Annotated in this window: 18 protein-coding genes; 17 read left to right on the top strand and 1 reads right to left on the bottom strand. The window is 68.6% G+C overall.

Annotation, left to right across the window (positions count from 1 at the left end):
• Window positions 1–107: 107 nt before the first annotated feature.
• Window positions 108–1,277 (bottom strand): LuxR C-terminal-related transcriptional regulator, encoded by a 1,170-nt coding sequence (locus tag O6P39_RS14990; protein WP_275607298.1) that lies wholly within the window; start codon window positions 1,275–1,277, stop codon window positions 108–110.
• A 244-nt stretch (window positions 1,278–1,521) separates the two neighbouring features.
• Between O6P39_RS14990 and O6P39_RS14985 the strand changes: the two genes are divergently transcribed.
• The 17 genes from O6P39_RS14985 (at window position 1,522) to O6P39_RS14905 (ending at window position 17,465) form a co-directional block, all read left to right on the top strand.
• Complete coding sequence (locus O6P39_RS14985) at window positions 1,522–2,418, top strand: VOC family protein (protein ID WP_275607297.1); 897 nt, start codon at window positions 1,522–1,524, stop codon at window positions 2,416–2,418.
• Window positions 2,419–2,428: 10 nt separating this feature from the next.
• The gene (locus O6P39_RS14980; RefSeq protein WP_275607296.1) at window positions 2,429–3,310 is read left to right on the top strand and encodes a CoA-transferase; all 882 of its coding nucleotides are present in this window, start codon (window positions 2,429–2,431) and stop codon (window positions 3,308–3,310) included.
• 2 nt (window positions 3,311–3,312) lie between these two features.
• Complete coding sequence (locus tag O6P39_RS14975; RefSeq protein ID WP_275607295.1) at window positions 3,313–4,122, top strand: ketoacid CoA transferase; 810 nt, start codon at window positions 3,313–3,315, stop codon at window positions 4,120–4,122.
• A 2-nt stretch (window positions 4,123–4,124) separates the two neighbouring features.
• A complete protein-coding gene (locus O6P39_RS14970; RefSeq protein WP_275607294.1) occupies window positions 4,125–4,988 on the top strand; it encodes an enoyl-CoA hydratase in 864 nt (287 codons plus the stop codon).
• Complete coding sequence (locus O6P39_RS14965; protein WP_275607293.1) at window positions 4,985–6,085, top strand: nitronate monooxygenase; 1,101 nt, start codon at window positions 4,985–4,987, stop codon at window positions 6,083–6,085. The genes O6P39_RS14970 and O6P39_RS14965 overlap by 4 nt, the downstream gene beginning before the upstream one ends.
• Entirely contained in the window at window positions 6,066–6,818 is a 753-nt protein-coding gene (locus tag O6P39_RS14960) for an enoyl-CoA hydratase family protein (RefSeq protein WP_275607292.1), read from the top strand. The genes O6P39_RS14965 and O6P39_RS14960 overlap by 20 nt, the downstream gene beginning before the upstream one ends.
• Before the next feature lie 20 nt (window positions 6,819–6,838).
• On the top strand, window positions 6,839–8,005 hold the full coding sequence (locus O6P39_RS14955) for an acyl-CoA dehydrogenase (protein WP_275607291.1): 1,167 nt from the start codon (window positions 6,839–6,841) through the stop codon (window positions 8,003–8,005).
• A 12-nt stretch (window positions 8,006–8,017) separates the two neighbouring features.
• The gene (locus O6P39_RS14950; protein ID WP_275607290.1) at window positions 8,018–9,079 is read left to right on the top strand and encodes an acyl-CoA dehydrogenase family protein; all 1,062 of its coding nucleotides are present in this window, start codon (window positions 8,018–8,020) and stop codon (window positions 9,077–9,079) included.
• Window positions 9,080–9,089: 10 nt separating this feature from the next.
• Window positions 9,090–10,238, top strand: a complete 1,149-nt coding sequence (locus tag O6P39_RS14945) for an acetyl-CoA C-acetyltransferase (protein WP_275607289.1) — start codon at window positions 9,090–9,092, stop codon at window positions 10,236–10,238.
• Between the two features lie 139 nt (window positions 10,239–10,377).
• Window positions 10,378–11,253, top strand: coding sequence for an SDR family oxidoreductase (locus tag O6P39_RS14940; RefSeq protein ID WP_275607288.1), 876 nt, complete (start codon window positions 10,378–10,380; stop codon window positions 11,251–11,253).
• Window positions 11,254–11,687: 434 nt separating this feature from the next.
• Window positions 11,688–12,854, top strand: a complete 1,167-nt coding sequence (locus O6P39_RS14935; protein WP_275607287.1) for an acyl-CoA dehydrogenase family protein — start codon at window positions 11,688–11,690, stop codon at window positions 12,852–12,854.
• Entirely contained in the window at window positions 12,851–14,056 is a 1,206-nt protein-coding gene (locus O6P39_RS14930) for an acyl-CoA dehydrogenase family protein (protein WP_275607286.1), read from the top strand. Before O6P39_RS14935 ends, O6P39_RS14930 begins: the two co-directional genes overlap by 4 nt.
• Window positions 14,057–14,067: 11 nt before the next feature.
• A complete protein-coding gene (locus tag O6P39_RS14925) occupies window positions 14,068–14,850 on the top strand; it encodes an SDR family oxidoreductase (RefSeq protein ID WP_275607285.1) in 783 nt (260 codons plus the stop codon).
• Window position 14,851: 1 nt separating this feature from the next.
• Window positions 14,852–15,310 (top strand): MaoC family dehydratase, encoded by a 459-nt coding sequence (locus O6P39_RS14920; protein ID WP_275607284.1) that lies wholly within the window; start codon window positions 14,852–14,854, stop codon window positions 15,308–15,310.
• Window positions 15,311–15,448: 138 nt separating this feature from the next.
• The gene (locus O6P39_RS14915; RefSeq protein WP_275607283.1) at window positions 15,449–16,651 is read left to right on the top strand and encodes an acetyl-CoA C-acyltransferase; all 1,203 of its coding nucleotides are present in this window, start codon (window positions 15,449–15,451) and stop codon (window positions 16,649–16,651) included.
• Window positions 16,648–17,034 (top strand): nuclear transport factor 2 family protein, encoded by a 387-nt coding sequence (locus O6P39_RS14910; RefSeq protein WP_331314883.1) that lies wholly within the window; start codon window positions 16,648–16,650, stop codon window positions 17,032–17,034. Before O6P39_RS14915 ends, O6P39_RS14910 begins: the two co-directional genes overlap by 4 nt.
• The gene (locus O6P39_RS14905) at window positions 17,031–17,465 is read left to right on the top strand and encodes a nuclear transport factor 2 family protein (protein ID WP_275607281.1); all 435 of its coding nucleotides are present in this window, start codon (window positions 17,031–17,033) and stop codon (window positions 17,463–17,465) included. Before O6P39_RS14910 ends, O6P39_RS14905 begins: the two co-directional genes overlap by 4 nt.
• The last annotated feature ends 99 nt before the right edge of the window (window positions 17,466–17,564 follow it).

Raw genomic sequence — 17,564 nt, 5'->3', positions numbered from 1 at the left:
TTGTGCTGCCGGCAATGCGCAGGTATTTGCCGCCCGCTTGTAGGACCGAGGAGAACGCTCGGTCCGTGCTCGCGAACCGCACGGTACGATGCGGATCGCGCCAGCCCTTACGCCAACGACGCCACGCTATTGAGCAGCGTCTTCACCAGTTCCGCCTGGCGCGTCACGCCGGTCTTGGCGAACACGCCGCGCAGGTGCGCACGCACGGTATTGCGCGATACGCCCAGGGCATCGGCGGTCTCGTCGAGGGTCAGGCCGTCCATCATCTGCATCGCCACCTCGGTTTCCGTGCGGGTCAGCTGGAACAGGCTGCGCAGCAGGGTACGCGAGGCGCGGGGCGAGTCGGCCGGGTTGCGGATGAACACCACCAGCGCCGGCTGGCGGGCCTCGCCGTGGCTTTCGTGGTTCAGCGCCAGGGGCCGCAGCAGCAGGTTCAGCGGCATCCCGCCGCTGGGCCGGGATAGCGCCAGAACTTCCACATCGTCCGCTCCCTCACGCCGTTGCAGCAGTGCCTGGACGGCGCTCTGCAGGTTGCGGTTGTCCTGGCGGGCGAAGGCGTGCAGGCGTTCCTGCCGGCATTCCAGGCCGTCGCGGCTGTCGAGCAGGCGCTGCGCGGCGTCATTGCAGCGCATCAGCCGGCCCTGGGTATCGAGGATCGCCGTGCCCACCAGCAGGCGGTCGATGGTCAGGGCATAGAGGCGGCGTTCGGATTCCAGCTGGTCCACCGTGGAATGCAGGTCCACGGCTTGTTGCAGGTGCGGCAGCAGCAGGCGCACCAGGGCCCGCTCCGCCTCGTTGAAGTCTTCGCCCTCGGGGCCGCGGCAGGCAAATAGCGCGCAGTGCATGCCGCCGGGCGTGCGCATGTGGGCGACCAGCACATAGCGCAGGTCTAGCGGCGCCAGGTACTGACGGTAGAACTCATGCTCCAGCCAGACCTCGGTGCCCATCACCTGGTCGGCGCTGGCCACCTGGCCTACCGGCCAGTCGAGGAAGGGGCAGATGGAATAGTAGTGCTCGCTGTACGACGGCTCGCCGGGCAGGTGCGGGCCGTGCACCGAGGCGTTGACGATCAGCCCCGGCCGCTGCTGCGCGGGGTTGCGCAGTACCAGGGTGAAGTAGCTGGCGCCGCAGCGTTGGCGCAGGTGCTCCAGCAGGCTCGCCCAGGGCGTGCTCTCCTGCGGGCCTCGGTAGACCAGGTCGAGCAGCTCGCCCAGGGCGGCGGCGTCGATGCCGGCGCGGGCGCACAGCGCCTGGCTGTCGGGAGTGGATGGGTTCATGTGCCGTGCCCGTCCTTCTTATTGTCGTGGGCGGAGTATCGATGCGGCCAGCCGACGGCAAATCGTCCGTTTGGCCTATGCCGCGATGTCCCTTCGGTTATCCCGTCGTTGCCCTCAATCGCCCGCAGCATGCCCCTTTGGCGCTAGTCCCATCGGACGATGTTCGGGTAAGCCCGCGCTGTTTGAATCCTCATCACCGGCCATTCCGCCAGGCGGAGCGGCAATAACGATGAGGAGAACACCCATGGATATCCGAGGACTGGGCTACGTGACCGTCCTGGCCAGCGATCTCGCGCGCTGGAGCAGCTACGCCAGCCAGGTGCTGGGCATGATGCTGGATGACGCCGCGCCCGAAGGCGCGCTGTACCTGAAGATGGACGAGCGTCACTACCGCGTGCTGGTGCTGCAGGACGAGCGCGACGGCTACGGTGCCAGCGGCTGGGAAGTGGCCGGCAAGGCCGCCTTCGAGCAGGCCATTGCCGAGCTGGCCCAGGCCGATGTCGAGGTTGTCCGTGGCAGCGCCGCCGACTGCGCGCTGCGCAAGGTCCAGGAACTGGCGCTGTTCCGCGATCCCGACGGCAACCGCCACGAGCTGTTCTGGGGTCCGTGCCAGGACTTCCGTCCCTTCGTTTCCCCGGCGGGTGTCAGCGGTTTCGTCACTGGCTCCATGGGCATGGGCCACGTGGTGCTGCCGGCGCCGGCCTTCGAGCGCTGCCGCGATTTCTATGAGCAGGTGATGGGCTTCGGCCTCTCCGACCTGATGAAGGTGCGTTTCACCCCCGATCCGCAGGAGCCGGAGAAGCGCATCCACTTCATGCACTGCAACAACGCCCGCCACCATTCCCTGGCGATCTTCGAGTGCCCGATCCCCAGCGGCTGCGTGCACATGATGCTCGAGACCGCGTCGCTGGACGATGTCGGCCGTGCCCTGGACCGCATGCACGCCAACGGCGTGAAGCTCTCGGCGACCCTCGGCAAGCACACCAACGACCACATGGTGTCGTTCTACATGCAGAGCCCCGGCGGCTTTGACATCGAATACGGCCACGGTGGCCTGGAAGTGGACTGGCAGCAGCACACGCCCTTCGAAAGCACCGTGGTCAGCCATTGGGGCCACGACTTCAGCGTCGGCCGCCAGTAAGGAGTTCAACATGGATAAACGCATGACGGCGGCCGAGATGGTCGCCCAGCTGCGCGACGGCATGACCATCGGCATCGGTGGCTGGGGCCCGCGCCGCAAACCCATGGCCCTGATCCGCGAGATCGTTCGCTCGGACCTCAAGGACCTTACCGTCGTCGCCTACGGCGGCGCCGATGTCGGCATGCTGTGCGCCGCCGGCAAGGTGAAGAAGCTGGTGTTCGCCTTCGTTTCGCTGGACTTCATCCCGCTCGAACCCTACTTCCGCAAGGCCCGCCAGGCCGGCGAGCTGGAGGTGATGGAGATCGACGAAGGCATGATGCTGCTGGGCCTGCGCGCCGCAGCGATGAATGTGCCGTTCATTCCCACCGCGGTGGGCCTGGGCACCGACGTGCTCAAGCACAACCCGCAGATCAAGCTGGTTGCCTCGCCCTACGCCGACGGCCGCGACTGGGTCGCGATGCCGGCGCTGAAGCTGGACGCGGCGCTGGTCCATGTCGACCGTGCCGACGCCCGTGGCGTGTGCCAGATCGAAGGGCCGGACCACTACATGGACGACCTGTTCGTCCGCGCCGCCGCCAGGACCTTCGTCAGCTGCGACGAGCTGGTGGAGTCCGCGCACTTCCACGCCAACCCGCAGGCGGCACGCACCGTGTTCTGGGAACGCAACCTCACCGACGGCGTGGTGCACGTCCCCGGTGGCGCCCACCCCAGCTCCTGCGCGCCGCTGTACGGCTTCGACGTACCGCACTTCCAGCGCTACAACGCCTCGGTCCAGGAAGAGGACGGCTGGCAGCACTACTACGACGAATTCATCCGCGACGGCGAAGCCGCCTACCTGGCAAAGGTCGGTGGTATCGAGTCTCTCCGCAAGCTGCCACTGCCGGTGTTCTGACCATGACTGACGCAACCGCTTCCTGCAGCCTCGCCGAGCTGTTGATCTGCGCCGCCAGCGAATGCTGGCGTGACGACGGCGAAGTGCTCGCCACCGGCATCGGCGTGGTCCCGCGCCTGGCCGCATCGCTGGCCATGCTGACCAGCAATCCGGATCTGCTGATGACCGATTCCGAGGCCTTCATGGTCGCCGAACCGGTGCCGCTGGGTGCCCGCAACGGCTACGTGCCGAAGTTCGACAGCTGGATGGGCTTCTCGCGCATCTTCGACAACGTCTGGGGCGGCCGCCGCCACGCGCTGGTCGGCCCGACCCAGATCGACCGCTTCGGCCAGGCCAACATCTCCTGCATCGGCGACTACGCCAAGCCCAAGGCACAGATGCTCGGCGTACGCGGCTTCCCGGGTAACTCCATCAGCCACGCCAACTCCTTCTTCGTGCCGTCGCACAGCCGCCGGGTGTTCGTCGAAGGCGAAGTCGACATGGTCGCCTCGGTCGGCTACAACCCGGCGCGCCTGGCCCGTGGCTGGTCGCTGGACGACATCGACATCCGCCTGATCGTCACCGACCTCTGCGTGCTCGACTTCGGCGGCCCGCAGCACCAGATGCGCGTGCGCTCGCTGCATCCGGGCGTGGAGCTGGCGCAGGTGCTGGACAACACCAGCTTCGACCTGGCCCTGCCGGCGCAGATCCCGACCACCGCGATGCCGTCGGCCGGGCAGCTGGCGATCCTGCAGCAGCTCGACCCGCACAACCTGCGTGGCCGTCAGCTCAAGGACAACCCGCCGGCGCTGCGCAGCGCCAAGGAAGCGTAGTCATGAGCGAAGTCGAAGAGGTCGTTCTCTACGAGGTGCAGGGCCCGGTGGCCCTGGTCACGATGAACCGCCCCGAGTACCACAACGCGCAGAACTCGAAGATGACCTACGCGCTGGACGCGGCCTTCCGCCGCGCCTGCGATGACGATTCGATCAAGGTCATCGTCCTGCGTGGCGCCGGCAAGCACTTCTCCGCCGGCCACGACATCGGCACGCCGGGCCGCGACGTGAACGAGAGCTTCGACCGCGCGAGCCTCTGGTACGACCACGTGAACAAGCCTGGCGGCGAGTTCCTCTATGCCCGCGAGCAGGAGGTCTACCTGGGCATGTGCCGGCGCTGGCGGGACATCCCCAAGCCGACCGTGGCCATGGTGCAGGGCGCCTGCATCGCCGGCGGGCTGATGCTGGCCTGGGTCTGCGACCTGATCGTCGCCAGCGACGATGCCTACTTCCGCGACCCGGTGGTACGCATGGGCATCCCCGGCGTCGAGTACTTCGCCCACGTGCATGAACTCAGCCCGCGCGTCGCCAAGGAGTTCCTCTTCCTCGGCGAGCGCATGCCGGCCGACCGCGCCTGGCAACTGGGCATGGTCAACAAGGTGGTGCCGCGCGACGTGCTGCTGGACGTGACCCTGGACATGGCCCGCCGCGTGGCCGAGATGCCGCGCCTGGGCCTGCAGTTGGCCAAGCAGGCGGTGAACAACGCCGAGGACCTGATGGGCAAGCGCGCCACCATGGACATGGTGTTCGGCCTGCACCACTTCGCCCACGCCCACAACGAACTGGTCAGCGGCGACCGCCTGGGCGGCTACGATGCCCGCGCCATGGCCAGCTCGCAGCGCGAGCCGGTGGAGGGCGGTCGATGAGCCTGGACCTGAGCACCTGCGTTACCCAACTGCTCGGCTGCCGCTACCCGATCATCCAGACCGCCATGGGCTGGGTGGCCGATCCGCGCCTGGTGGCCGCCACCGGCAATGCCGGCGCCTTCGGCTTCCTCGCCGGCGCCACCATCGAACCGCACCAGATGGAAGCGGCGATCCTCGAAACCAAGTCGCTGACTTCGGCGCCGTTCGGCGTCAACTTCCACATGTACCAGCCCAACGCCGCCGAGATCGTCGAGCTGGTGCTGCGCCACGGTGTGAAGGCAGTGAGCTACAGCCGCTCCCCGGGCAAGCAGATGGTTGCCCGCCTGAAAGAGGCCGGGGTGATCTGCATGCCCACCGTCGGCGCGCTCAAGCATGCGCAGAAGGCCGTGGAGATGGGCGCCGATATCGTCACCGTGCAGGGCGGGGAGGGCGGAGGTCATACCGGTTCGGTGCCCACTTCGCTGCTGCTGGCCCAGGTGCGCGAGGCCGTGCAGGTGCCGGTGGTGGCCGCCGGCGGCTTCCATGACGGCGCCGGCCTGGTGGCCGCGCTGGCCCTGGGCGCCGAAGGCGTGGCCATGGGCACGCGGTTTTTGATGAGCCAGGAAAGCCCGGTACCGGACGCCACCCTGGCGCGCTACCTGGGTGTGAAGGACCCGGCCAAGGTCATCGTCAGCCGCGCCCTCGACGGCCTGCCGCAGCGGATGATCCGCAACGAATTGCTCGACGCCCTGGAGGCCGCCGGCCCCTGGCGTCGTCTTGGCCTCGCCGTGCAGTGCGCGCTGGCCTACCGCCGCCACTCTGGCATCAGTCTGGCGCAGATGCTCCAGGCCCTGCGCAACCGTGGCGAGCTGACGCTTTCCCAGGCGCTGCTGGCCGCCAACGCGCCCATGGTGATCCAGAAGGCCATGGTCGACGGCCAGCCAGAAGACGGCGTGCTGCCCGCCGGCCAGGTCGCCGCGCTGCTCGGCAGCCGTCCGCCGTGCGCCGAAATCATCCAGAACATCGTCGCCCAGGCCGAGGCACGGCTCTCCGAGCTGGCCCGCCGGGTAGAACCGCAACCCTCCCAGGAGAGCCTCCATGCTGCCGTTTCGCGTTGAGATCAACGAACACATCGCCGAGATGGTGTTCGACCGTCCGCCGGTGAACGCCTTCAACTGCGCCGGCTGGGCGGCCATCGCCGCCGAGCTGGAACGCCTGGGCCGCGACGACGCGGTGCGGGTCATCGTCATCCGCGCCGAGGGCCGGGGCTTCTGCGCCGGCGTCGACATCAAGGAACTGGCTGCCGACGGCAACCTGATCGCCGCGGTGAACAAGGGCAACTATGACAGCTTCAAGGCCGTGCACCGCAATCCCAAGCCGGTGATCGCCGCCGTGCATGGCTTCGTCCTGGGGGGCGGGATCGGCCTGTGCGGCGCGGCGGACATCGTCGTCGCCAGCGAATGCGCGACCTTCGGAGTGCCCGAGGTGGACCGCGGCGCCATGGGCGGCGGCGCCCACCTGCAGCGCCTGTTCCCGGTGCAGAAGGTGCGCCACATGTACTTCACCGGCGAACCCATCGACGCCTACGAAGCCTACCGGCTGGGCGCGGTGGAGCGCGTGGTGCCGCGCGACAAGCTGCGCGACGCAGCGCTGGACGTGGCGCGCAGGATCGCCGCCAAGAGCCCGGCGATGATCGCCCTGGCCAAGGAGGCGCTGACCGGCATCGAGGACGGCAACCTCGAAGACAAATACCGCTGGGAGCAGGGCTTCACCCTCGAGGCCTACCGCTCGCTGGATTCCCAGGAAGCGCGTGACTCCTTCGTGGAGAAGCGCGAAGCGCAATTCAACTGATCAACCACAGGCAGCAGCCCATGGACCTTAACTACAACAAAGAGCAACAGGCCTTCCGCGAGGAAGTCCGCGCCTGGCTGGCGGCCAACGTGCCGAAGAACCCCTTGCCCTCCTATGACACCGAGGAGGGTTTCCGTCTGCACCGCGAGTGGGAAGCTCGCCTGCACGACGGTCACTGGGGCATGGTGACCTGGCCGGAAGCCTACGGTGGCCGCGGCTGCGACCTGATCCAGTGGCTGATCTTCGAAGAAGAGTACTACCGCGCCGGCGCCCCCGGCCGGGTCAACCAGAACGGCATCTTCCTGCTCGGCCCGACCCTGATGGAGTTCGGCACCGAGGAGCAGAAGGCCCGCTTCCTGCCGCGCATGGCGCGTGGCCAGGACGTCTGGGCCCAGGGCTGGTCCGAGCCGGGCGCCGGCTCCGACATGGCGGCCATCCGCTCCCGCGCCGAGCGCGTCGGCGACCACTACGTGATCAACGGCCAGAAGACCTGGTCGACCCGCGCGGTCTGGGCCGACTGGCTGTTCGGCATGTTCCGCACCGACCCGGCCTCCAGCCGCCACCACGGCCTGACCTTCATCCTGGTGCCGCTGAGCTCGCCGGGCATCACCGTGCGCCCGATCGCCCAGCTCGACGGCCTGCCGGGCTTCGCCGAGATCTTCTTCGACGATGTGAAGGTGCCGGTGGAGAACGTCCTCGGTGGCGAAGGGCAGGGCTGGCACGTGGCGATGTCCACCGCCGGCTTCGAACGCGGGCTGATGCTGCGCTCCCCGGCCCGTTTCCAGGAGACCGCGCGGCGCCTGCTGCAGCTGTACCTGGAGAACCGCGAAGCCGCCGACCGCGACCCGGCCATCGGCGAGGCGGTGATGCGCGCCTGGCTGGACGCCGAGGCCTACACCCTGAGCACCTACATGACCGCCTCGCGCCTGCAGCAGGGCGGCCGCATCGGCCCGGAATCCTCGACCAACAAGATCTTCTGGTCGGAGCTGGACCAGCGCATGCACGACACCGCCCTGAACATCCTCGGCGCCCGCGCCGAACTGCTGCCCGAAGCGCCGCTGGCGGGCGAGGTCGGCCGCTGGCTGGATGGCTTCCTGTTCTCCCTGGCCGGCCCGATCTACGCCGGCACCAACGAAATCCAGCGCAACATCATCGCCGAACGCATGCTCGGCATGCCGCGCGCCTGAGGAGCCAGGACCATGGACTTCACTTTCAACGATGACCAACTGAGCTTCCACGACAGCGTGCGCGCCTTCCTCACCAACCAGGTGACCCCGGAGCGCCTGCGCGAACTGTGGGACAGCGAAAGCGGCCGCAGCGACGAACTCTGGGCGCAGCTCGCCGAGCTGGGCCTGACCGCCCTGAACCTGCCGGAGAGCTACGGCGGCCTGGGCCTGGACGAAACCGACTGGATGCTGCCGGCCCAGGAGTGCGGCTACGCCGCCCTGGCCGAGCCGTTGCTCGACACCGTACTGGTGGGCGCGCCGCTGCTGGCCGCGCTGGGTGCCGAACAGGAAGCGCTGAAGAGCCAGTGGCTGGGCCGCATCGCCGCCGGCGAAGCGCGCCTGGCGGTCGGGCACCCGGACAACCTGCTGGTGGCCGACGCCCACGTCGCCGACTTGCTGATCCTCGGCAACCGGGACGAAATCCACGTGGTGCCGCGCGAAGTCGTGCAGCTCACCCGCAACCCGGCGCTGGACCCGTCGCGCCATCTGTACAGCGTGACCTGGACGCCCAGCGAAGCCACCCGCGTGGCCAGCGGCGATCAGGCCCGCGCCCTGTGGGCCACTGCCTTCGAGCGTGGCGCCCTGGCCTGCGCCGCGCAGCAGCTGGGCCTGGCCCGGCGCATGGTGGACCTGGCGGTGGACTACAGCTTCGAGCGCAAGCAGTTCGGCAAGCCCATCGGCAGCTTCCAGGCGGTCAAGCACCTGATGGCCAACGTCGCGGTGCTCATCGAGTTCGCCAAGGCGCCGCTGTACCGCGCCGCGCAGTCCCTCGCCCAGGGCCATCCGCAGGCCGCGCTGCACGTCTCCCAGGCCGCCCTGGCCTGTTCCGAGGCCTCCCAGCTGGCGGCCAGGAACGCCATCCAGGTGCACGGCGCCATGGGGTACACCTGGGAAGTCGACCTGCAGCTCTACATGAAGCGCGCCTGGGCCCTGGACAAGGTCTGGGGCGACCGCGGCCTGCACAAGGCGCGGCTGTGTCAGGCGCTGTTCGGCGGGGCGGTGAGCGCCGGCGCCGGCCACACCTTCGCGGTTTGAGGAGAACGAAATGGCAGAAGCCTACATTGTCGACGCCCTGCGCACGCCCACCGGCAAGCGCAAGGGTGGCCTGTCGCAGATCCACGCCGCCGACCTGGGCGCCCACGTGCTGCGCGAACTGGTGCAGCGCAACGGCATCCCGGATGCGGACTACGACGACGTCATCTTCGGTTGCGTCGACACCATCGGCCCGCTGGCCGGCGACATCGCCCGCACCGCCTGGCTGGCCGCCGGCCTCGACCAGGGCGTACCCGGCACCACCATCGACCGCCAGTGCGGCTCCTCGCAGCAGGCGGTGCACTTCGCCGCCCAGGCGGTGATGAGCGGCACCCAGGACGTGGTGATCGCCGGTGGCGTGCAGACCATGACGCAGATCCCGATCTCTTCGGCCATGACCGCCGCCGAACCGCTGGGCTTCACCGACCCCTTCAGCGGTTCCGAAGGCTGGGTGAAGCGCTACGGTTCCACGCCGCCGAGCCAGTTCCGTTCGGCGCAGATGATCGCCGAGAAGTGGCAGCTCAGTCGCGAGGCGCTGGAAGCCTACTCGCTGGAATCGCACCGCCGTGCGCTGCACGCCATCGAGGCCGGCTACTTCGCCCGAGAGATCGTGCCGCTCGCCGGCGTGCTGCACGACGAGACGCCGCGCCAGACCAGCCTGGCGAAGATGGCCGAGCTGGAAGCGCTGTTCGGCTGTGACCGCGTCACCGCTGGCGTATCGAGCCAGACCTGCGACGCCGCCAGCGCCATGCTGATCGTCTCCGAGCGCGCCCTGGAGCGTTACAACCTGACGCCGCGCGCGCGCATCCACCACATCAGCGTGCGCGCCGACGACCCGGTGTGGATGCTCACCGCACCGATCCCGGCCACCGAGTACGCGCTGAAGAAGGCCGGCATGCGCCTGGACGACATCGACCGGGTAGAGATCAACGAAGCCTTCGCCTCGGTGGTCATGGCCTGGTTGCAGGAAACCGGCTACCCGCACGAACGCACCAACGTCCACGGCGGCGCCATTGCCCTCGGCCACCCGCTGGGCGCCACCGGCACCCGCCTGATGACCACGCTGCTCCACGAGCTGGAACGCAGCGGCGGCCGCTACGGCCTGCAGACCATGTGCGAAGGTGGTGGGCAGGCCAACGTGACGATCATCGAACGGCTGTAACGCGACCACTCTCCCAGGACGCGACGTGGGCGGGCCGAGCGACAGGCCTTCTCCGCTGCACGGACGGCCCCCTCTCCCTTCAGGGAGAGGGTTGGGGAGAGAGCGCTCGCGGCCTGCACTCAACTCTCAGGAGAACCCCATGTCCATCTGCAAAGACCGCGTCGTGATCATCACCGGCGCCGGCGGCGGCCTCGGTCGCGCCTATGCCCTGGCCCTGGCAGCCGAAGGCGCCAAGGTCGTGGTCAACGACATCAACCGCGAAGCCGTCGCCGGCGTGGTCGCCCTGATCCGCGACCAGGGCGGCCAGGCCATCGGCGACAGCCACGACATCACCAACTACGCCGAAGCCGGCGAAATCGTCCGCGCCGCCATCGACGCCTTTGGCGACCTGCACGCCGTAGTCAACAACGCCGGCATCTGCCGCGACCGCATGTTCGCCAGCCTCACCGAGGCTGACTGGGACGCCGTAATGAACGTGCACCTCAAGGGGCACTTCTGCATCGCCAGCCACGCCGTGCACCACTGGCGCGACCAGGCCAAGGCTGGCGTGAAGGTGCAGGCGCGCATCATCAACACCAGCTCCGGCGCCGGCCTGCAGGGCTCCATCGGCCAATCCAACTACTCGGCAGCCAAGGGCGGCATCGCCTCCCTGACCCTGGTGCAGGCGGCGGAACTGGCGCGCTACGGCATCACTGCCAACGCTCTGGCCCCGGCCGCGCGCACCGGCATGACCGAGCAGGTGTTTGCCGACGTGATGAAGAAGCCCGAAGACGGCTTCGACCACTTCGCCCCGGAAAACGTCGCGCCGCTGATTGCCTGGCTGGTTTCCGAAGACTCCCAGCACGTCACCGGCCGCCTGTTTGAGGTGGAAGGCGGCAAGCTCTCCATCGGCGACGGCTGGCGCCGCGGCCCGGAGCGCGACAAGGGCGCGCGCTGGCTGCCGGAAGAAATCGGCGGCGTGGTGGACGAGCTGATCGAACGCGCCGTGCCGGCGCAGAAGGTGTACGGCACTTGATCCACCGCGCGACCTTGTAGGAGCGGATTCATCCGCGATGGTCCGCATCGCGGACAAAGTCCGCTCCTGCCAGATCAAAAGCCCCTCACCCTAACCCTCTCCCGCAAGCGGGAGAGGGGACCGTTCCGTGCAGGAGGAGGCCACGGTGTCAGCCGGTACGGACTGCTCCCTCTCCCAGGGGGAGAGGGTTGGGGTGAGGGGGAAAGCCCAGCTCGGGACTCGCCGGAAAAGACAGTTGCTCCCACAGGTTGAACGTCGGACCATCCCCAACGCGCTGAACGGCTCCTTCTCTCTATGGCCAAGGGCTCGCGAGCAAGCTCGCCCCTACACCATCCCCAAAAAATCATCGCTTTCCCCCACGTCCATTCGGACGATTCCCGCCCGGCCATCTCCCGCCAGACTGCCCTGCATCTGAACCCACAGGGCCGCTTCCCATGGAATTCGCCTTTACCGACGAGCAGGAGATGATCCGCGACAGCGCGGAAAGCTTCCTCGCCGATGCTTCACCCTCCAGCGCCGTGCGCGCGGCGATGGCCGCCGGCGGTCATGACCTGGCGCTCTGGCAGCGCATTCGCGATGAACTCGGCTGGCAGGCGCTGCTGGTGCCCGAGGCCCATGGCGGCCTGGGACTGGGCTTCGTCGAGCTGGCTATCGTCCAGGAGCAACTGGGCCGTCGCCTGGCGTCGCTGCCGTTCTTCGCCAGCACCCTGGCCGTTTGCGCCCTGCGCGTGCTCGGCAGCCAGGCGCAGCAGGCCCGCTGGTTGCCCGGCCTGGCCGAAGGCAGCCTGACCGCCACCCTGGCGCTGGGTGCCGAAGGTGCGCCGGAGGCCGGCTCAGTCCAGGTGCAGGTTCGCCCCGAAGGCGACGGCTTCGTCCTCGACGGCCGCCTGCGTCCGGTGCTCGACGGCCATAGCGCCGACCTGCTGTTGATTCCCGCACGCCTGGCCGGCAGCCGAGGCGAGGGGGGCATCTGCCTGTTCGCCGTGCCCGCTGCCAGCGAAGGTCTGCAGCGCCGCGCATTGCCGACGCTGGACCAGACCCGCCAGCTGGCCGAGGTCGAGCTGAACGGTCTCTACCTGTCCGCCGAGGCCCTGCTGGGCGCGGCTGGCACCGCCTGGCCGGCGCTGTGCAAGGTGCTGCAGCTGGCCGCCGTGACCCTGGCCGCCGAGCAGGTTGGCGGCGCCCAACAGGCGCTCGACCTGACCGTCGCCTACACCCAGGAACGCCGTCAGTTCGGCCGCCCGGTGGGCAGCTTCCAGGCGCTCAAGCACCGCATGGCGGACATGATGCTGCAGGTGGAATGCGCGCGCTCCGCGCTCTACTACGCCGCCTGCGTGGCCCAGGAAGCGCTGGACGGGCAGGGCGATGCCGCGCTCGCCGCCGAGCTGCCGCTGGCCGCTGCGCTGGCCAAGTCCCAGGCCTCGGAAGCCTTCTTCCATGGCGCCGCCGAGTCGATCCAGCTGCACGGCGGGGTCGGCTTCACCTGGGAATACGACCCGCACCTGTATTTCAAGCGCGCCCGCGCCAGCGAGAGCCTGTTCGGCACGCCGGCCTGGCACCGTGAGCGCATTGCTGCCGCCATCCTGGAGGACCGCCCATGAAGATCGGATTCGACGCCGCCGACGAGGCCTTCCGCGCCGAAGTCGCCCAGTGGCTGGCGGACAACCTGCGTGGCGAATTCGAACCGCTGCGTTTCCGTGGCGGCCCGGGCGACGAACACAGTTTCCCCGAGGAACGCAAAGCCTGGGAGCGCAAGCTCGCCGAGGGCGGCTGGACCTGCGTGGGCTGGGCCAAGGAGCACGGCGGGCGCGGCCTGTCGATCAACCAGCAGGTGATTTTCCACGAGGAATACGCCCGTGCCGGCGGCCCCGGCCGCATGGGGCACATCGGCGAGGGCCTGGCTGGCCCGACCATTGCCGCCTTCGGCACCGACGAGCAGAAGAGCCGCCTGTTGCCGGGTATCGTCAGCGGCCGTGAGTTCTGGTGCCAGGGCTACTCCGAACCGGGCGCCGGTTCTGACCTTGCCGCCGTTAAGACCCGCGCCACTTTCGACGCCGAGCGCAACGTCTGGCGCATCAACGGGCAGAAGGTCTGGACCTCGCTGGCCCACGAATCCGACTGGTGCTTCGTCATCGCCCGCTCCGAGCAGGGCAGTGTCGGCCATCACGGCCTGGCCTTCCTGCTGGTGCCGATGAACCAGCCGGGCATCACCGTGCGGCCGATCGAGCAGCTGACCGGCACCTCCGAATTCAACGAGGTGTTCTTCGACGACGCCGAGACCGCCGCCGAGAACCTGCTCGGCGCGCCGGGTGACGGCTGGAAGATCGCCATGGCGCTGCTGGGCTTCGAGCGTGGCGTGTCCACCCTCGGCCAGCAGATGCAGTTCCAGAACGAACTGGATGAGATCATCCGCATCGCCCGCGCCAACGGCGCCGCCCGCGATCCGCTGCTGCGTCAGCGCCTCGCCGAGGCCTGGGGCGGGCTCAAGGTGCTGCGCTACAACTCGCTGCGCATGCTCTCGGGCGACCAGAACACCGGCCTGCGCCGCGAAGCGCTGATCTACAAGCTGTGCTGGTCCGACTGGCACGCGCGCCTGGGCAAGCTGGCCATGGACGTACTCGGCGCCGAGGCGGAAATCCTCGACGGCGGCCCCTACCAGCTGAGCCGCCTGCAGGGCCTGTTCCTGTTCAGCCGCTCCGACACCATCTACGGCGGCAGCAACGAGATCCAGCGCAACCTCATCGCCGAGCGTGCCCTCGGCCTGCCCAAAGAACCCAAGGTGGCCCGCCAGGTCCCGCAGTAAGGAGACATACCATGCTCAAACCCGAATACGTATCCGGCCGTGGCCTGCTGCGCGGCAAGTCGGTGCTGATCACGGCCGCCGCGGGCGCCGGCATCGGCTTTTCCGCCGCCCTGCGCGCCGCCGAGGAAGGCTGCCGTGCGCTGATGATCAGCGACATCCATGAGGGCCGCCTGAACGAGGCTGTTGAGCGCATCCGCCAGGCCTGCGGCCTGCAGGCGGTGTACGGGCAGGTCTGCAACGTCACCAACGAGGAACAGGTACGCGCCCTGGTGGCCGCCGCCGAGGAGCGTCTGGGCGGCGTCGACGTGCTGATCAACAACGCTGGGCTGGGCGGCTCCCGCTCGCTGGTGGAGATGACCGACGAAGAGTGGAACCGCGTCCTCGACGTCACCCTCACCGGCACCATGCGCATGACCCGCGCCATGCTGCCGTACATGATGGAGCGCCGCGCCGGCGCCATCGTCAACAACGCCTCGGTGCTCGGCTGGCGCGCGCAGAAGGAGCAGAGCCACTACGCCGCGGCCAAGGCCGGGGTGATGGCGCTGACCCGCTGCGCCGCCGTGGAAGCGGCCGAGCACGGCATCCGCATCAACGCGGTGAGTCCGAGCATCGCCCTGCACGACTTCCTGCGCAAATCCGCGCCGCAGGAGCTGCTGGACAAGCTGGCCGCCAACGAAGCCTTCGGCCGTGCCGCCGAGGTCTGGGAAATCGCCAACGTGATGATGTTCCTGGCCAGCGACTACAGCTCCTACATGACCGGCGAAGTGCTGTCGGTCTCCAGCCAGAGGGCCTGATATGGCACGCGTCTTCGAACATCCGCAAGAGCTGCTGGCCTGTGTCGGCGAAGTCCTCGGCGAGAGCGACTGGATCACCGTCGAGCAGTCGCGCATCGACCAGTTCGCCGAAGCGACCGGCGACCACCAGTGGATCCACGTCGACCCGGTTCGTGCGGCGAGCGGCCCCTACGGCACCTGCATCGCCCACGGCTACCTGACGCTGTCGCTGGTCAACCTGTTCCTGCCGCAGATCGTCGAGGTGCGCGGCATTTCCATGGGCGTCAACTACGGCTGCGACCGCGTGCGCTTCCCCAGCGTGGTCAAGGCCGGCGCCCGCGTGCGCGGCCGCGCCGAGCTGGTCGCCGCCGAGGCGGTGAAGGGCGCGGTGCAGTCCACCGTGCGCGTCAGCGTAGAGATCGAGGGCGAAGACCGCCCCGGCTGCGTGGTGGACACCATCAGCCGTTACTTCCCACTTTGAAGAGCTACCCCGTCTGAGGAGCTGCTCGTAGGGCGAATAACCTGGAACAGGTTATCCGCCGGCCTTGGGTCGGCGGATAACGCTGGCGCGTTATGCGCCCTACGAAGGCTGAAACCCGGAACTACCTGAGGATTCGCAATGAGAGAAGCCGTCATCGTCTCCACCGCCCGTACCGCCATCGGCAAGGCCTTCCGCGGCGCCTTCAACGACACCGAGGCGCCCGCCATGGGCGGCGCGGTGGTGGCCGAGGTGGTTCGCCGCGCCGGCGTCGAGCCGGGCGAGGTGGAGGACGTCATCATGGGCGCCGCCGCCCAGCAGGGCACCCAGGCCTATAACCTCGGCCGCCTCTGCGCCATTGCCGGTGGCCTGCCGTCGAGCGTGGCCGGCATGGCGGTGGAGCGCCAGTGCGCCTCCGGCCTGATGAGCATCGCCATCGCCGCCAAGTCCATCGCCTGCAACGAGCTGGACATCGCCGTGGCCGGCGGCCTGGAGTCCATCTCCCTGGTGCAGAACAAGCACAAGAATGCCTACCGCAACCAGTCGCAGATCGTGCTGGAACGCGACCCGGCGGCCTATATCCCGATGATCGAGACCGCCGAGATCGTCGCCGCCCGCTACGGCATCAGCCGCGAAGCCCAGGACGCCTACTCGCTGCGCAGCCAGCAGCGCACCGCCGCAGCCCAGCGCGACGGCCTGTTCGCCGACGAGATCCTGCCGATGCGCGCGCAGCGCCTGGTGGTGGACAAGGCCACCGGCGAGAGCCGTCACGAAGCCGTGCTGATCGACCGCGACGAATGCAACCGCGCCGACACCACCCTGGCTAGCCTCGCTGCGCTGGAGCCGGTATGGCAGGGCGGCCAGTGGACCGGGGCGGGCCAATTCATCACTGCCGGCAACGCATCGCAACTTTCCGATGGCGCCTCGGCCTCGCTGCTGATGGAAGCCCGCGAAGCCGAGCGCCGTGGCCTGCAGCCGTTGGGCATCTACCGTGGCCTGGCGGTGGCCGGCTGCAACGCCGACGAGATGGGCATCGGCCCGGTCTTCGCGGTACCCAAGCTGCTCAAGCGCCACGGCCTGAAGGCGGACGACATCGGCCTGTGGGAGCTCAACGAGGCCTTCGCCTGCCAGGTGCTGTTCTGCCAGGACAAGCTGGGCATCCCCGACGAGCGCCTGAACGTCAACGGCGGCGCCATCGCCATCGGCCATCCATTCGGCATGTCCGGCGCGCGCATGGCCGGTCACGCGCTGCTGGAAGGTCGTCGCCGCGGCGTGCGCTACGTGGTGGTGAGCATGTGCATCGGCGGTGGCATGGGCGCGGCCGCGCTGTTCGAGGTGGCCTGATGGACGCGCAACTGGTCCGCCGGCGCATGGCGCGTTACGTGGAACTGGTGGATGCCGGCGACATCGACGGCATCCTGTCGCTCTACGCCGATGACGCGGTGGTCGAGGACCCGGTGGGCGCCAAGCCCCTGGTCGGGATCGAGGCCATCGCCCGTTTCTACCGCGAGGGCCTGGGCCGCGCCGAGGCGAGCGCCCAGCTCACCGGGCCGGTGCGGGTCACCGGCAACGGCTGCGGGGCGATGCCGTTCCGTGTCGACCTGATCTGGAACGGCGAACCCTGCAGCCTGCACGTGATCGACGTGATGGAGTTCGACGCCCACGGCCGCATTCGTTCGATGAAAGCCTACTGGGGTGACCTCAACGTGGAACGGAGACCGGAATGAACCTGGAACAACGACTCGAGCGCCTGGAGGCGCTCGAAGCCATCCGCCAACTCAAGCACCGCTACCTCAATGCCTGCGACCTGAAGGACGTGGAGGCGATTCGCGCGTGCTTCGCCGGCGGCGAGGTGCTGATCGACTACGGCCCGCTGGGCGTATTCCGTGACCGCGAGCCGTTCCTGGCGCTGTACCAGGAGTTGGCCTGCGTGCCACGGGTGATCGACCTGCACCACGCGGCCAACCCGGAGATCGAGCTGGAGGATGCCGACAACGCCCGCGCGCGCTGGGCCCTGCATTACCAGAACCGCGACGGCGAGACCGGGTCAACCCGCCAACTGGGCGGCTTCTACCAGGACCGCTACCGGCGCGTCGACGGCCAGTGGCGGATCGTCGAGACGACCTTCCGCGGGCATTTCGAGGTGGCACGGGACTAACCGCCGGGACGTGCTTTTGTTCTTCGTAGGAGCGAGCTTGCTCGCGAACCCAGGCCCCGCAGCGGGGATTGTTCGCGAGCAAGCTCGCTCCTACAGGGA

The organism is Pseudomonas sp. PSE14, assembly GCF_029203285.1.
Taxonomy (GTDB): Bacteria; Pseudomonadota; Gammaproteobacteria; order Pseudomonadales; family Pseudomonadaceae; genus Pseudomonas.
This window is presented reverse-complemented; position numbering and strand designations above follow the sequence as displayed.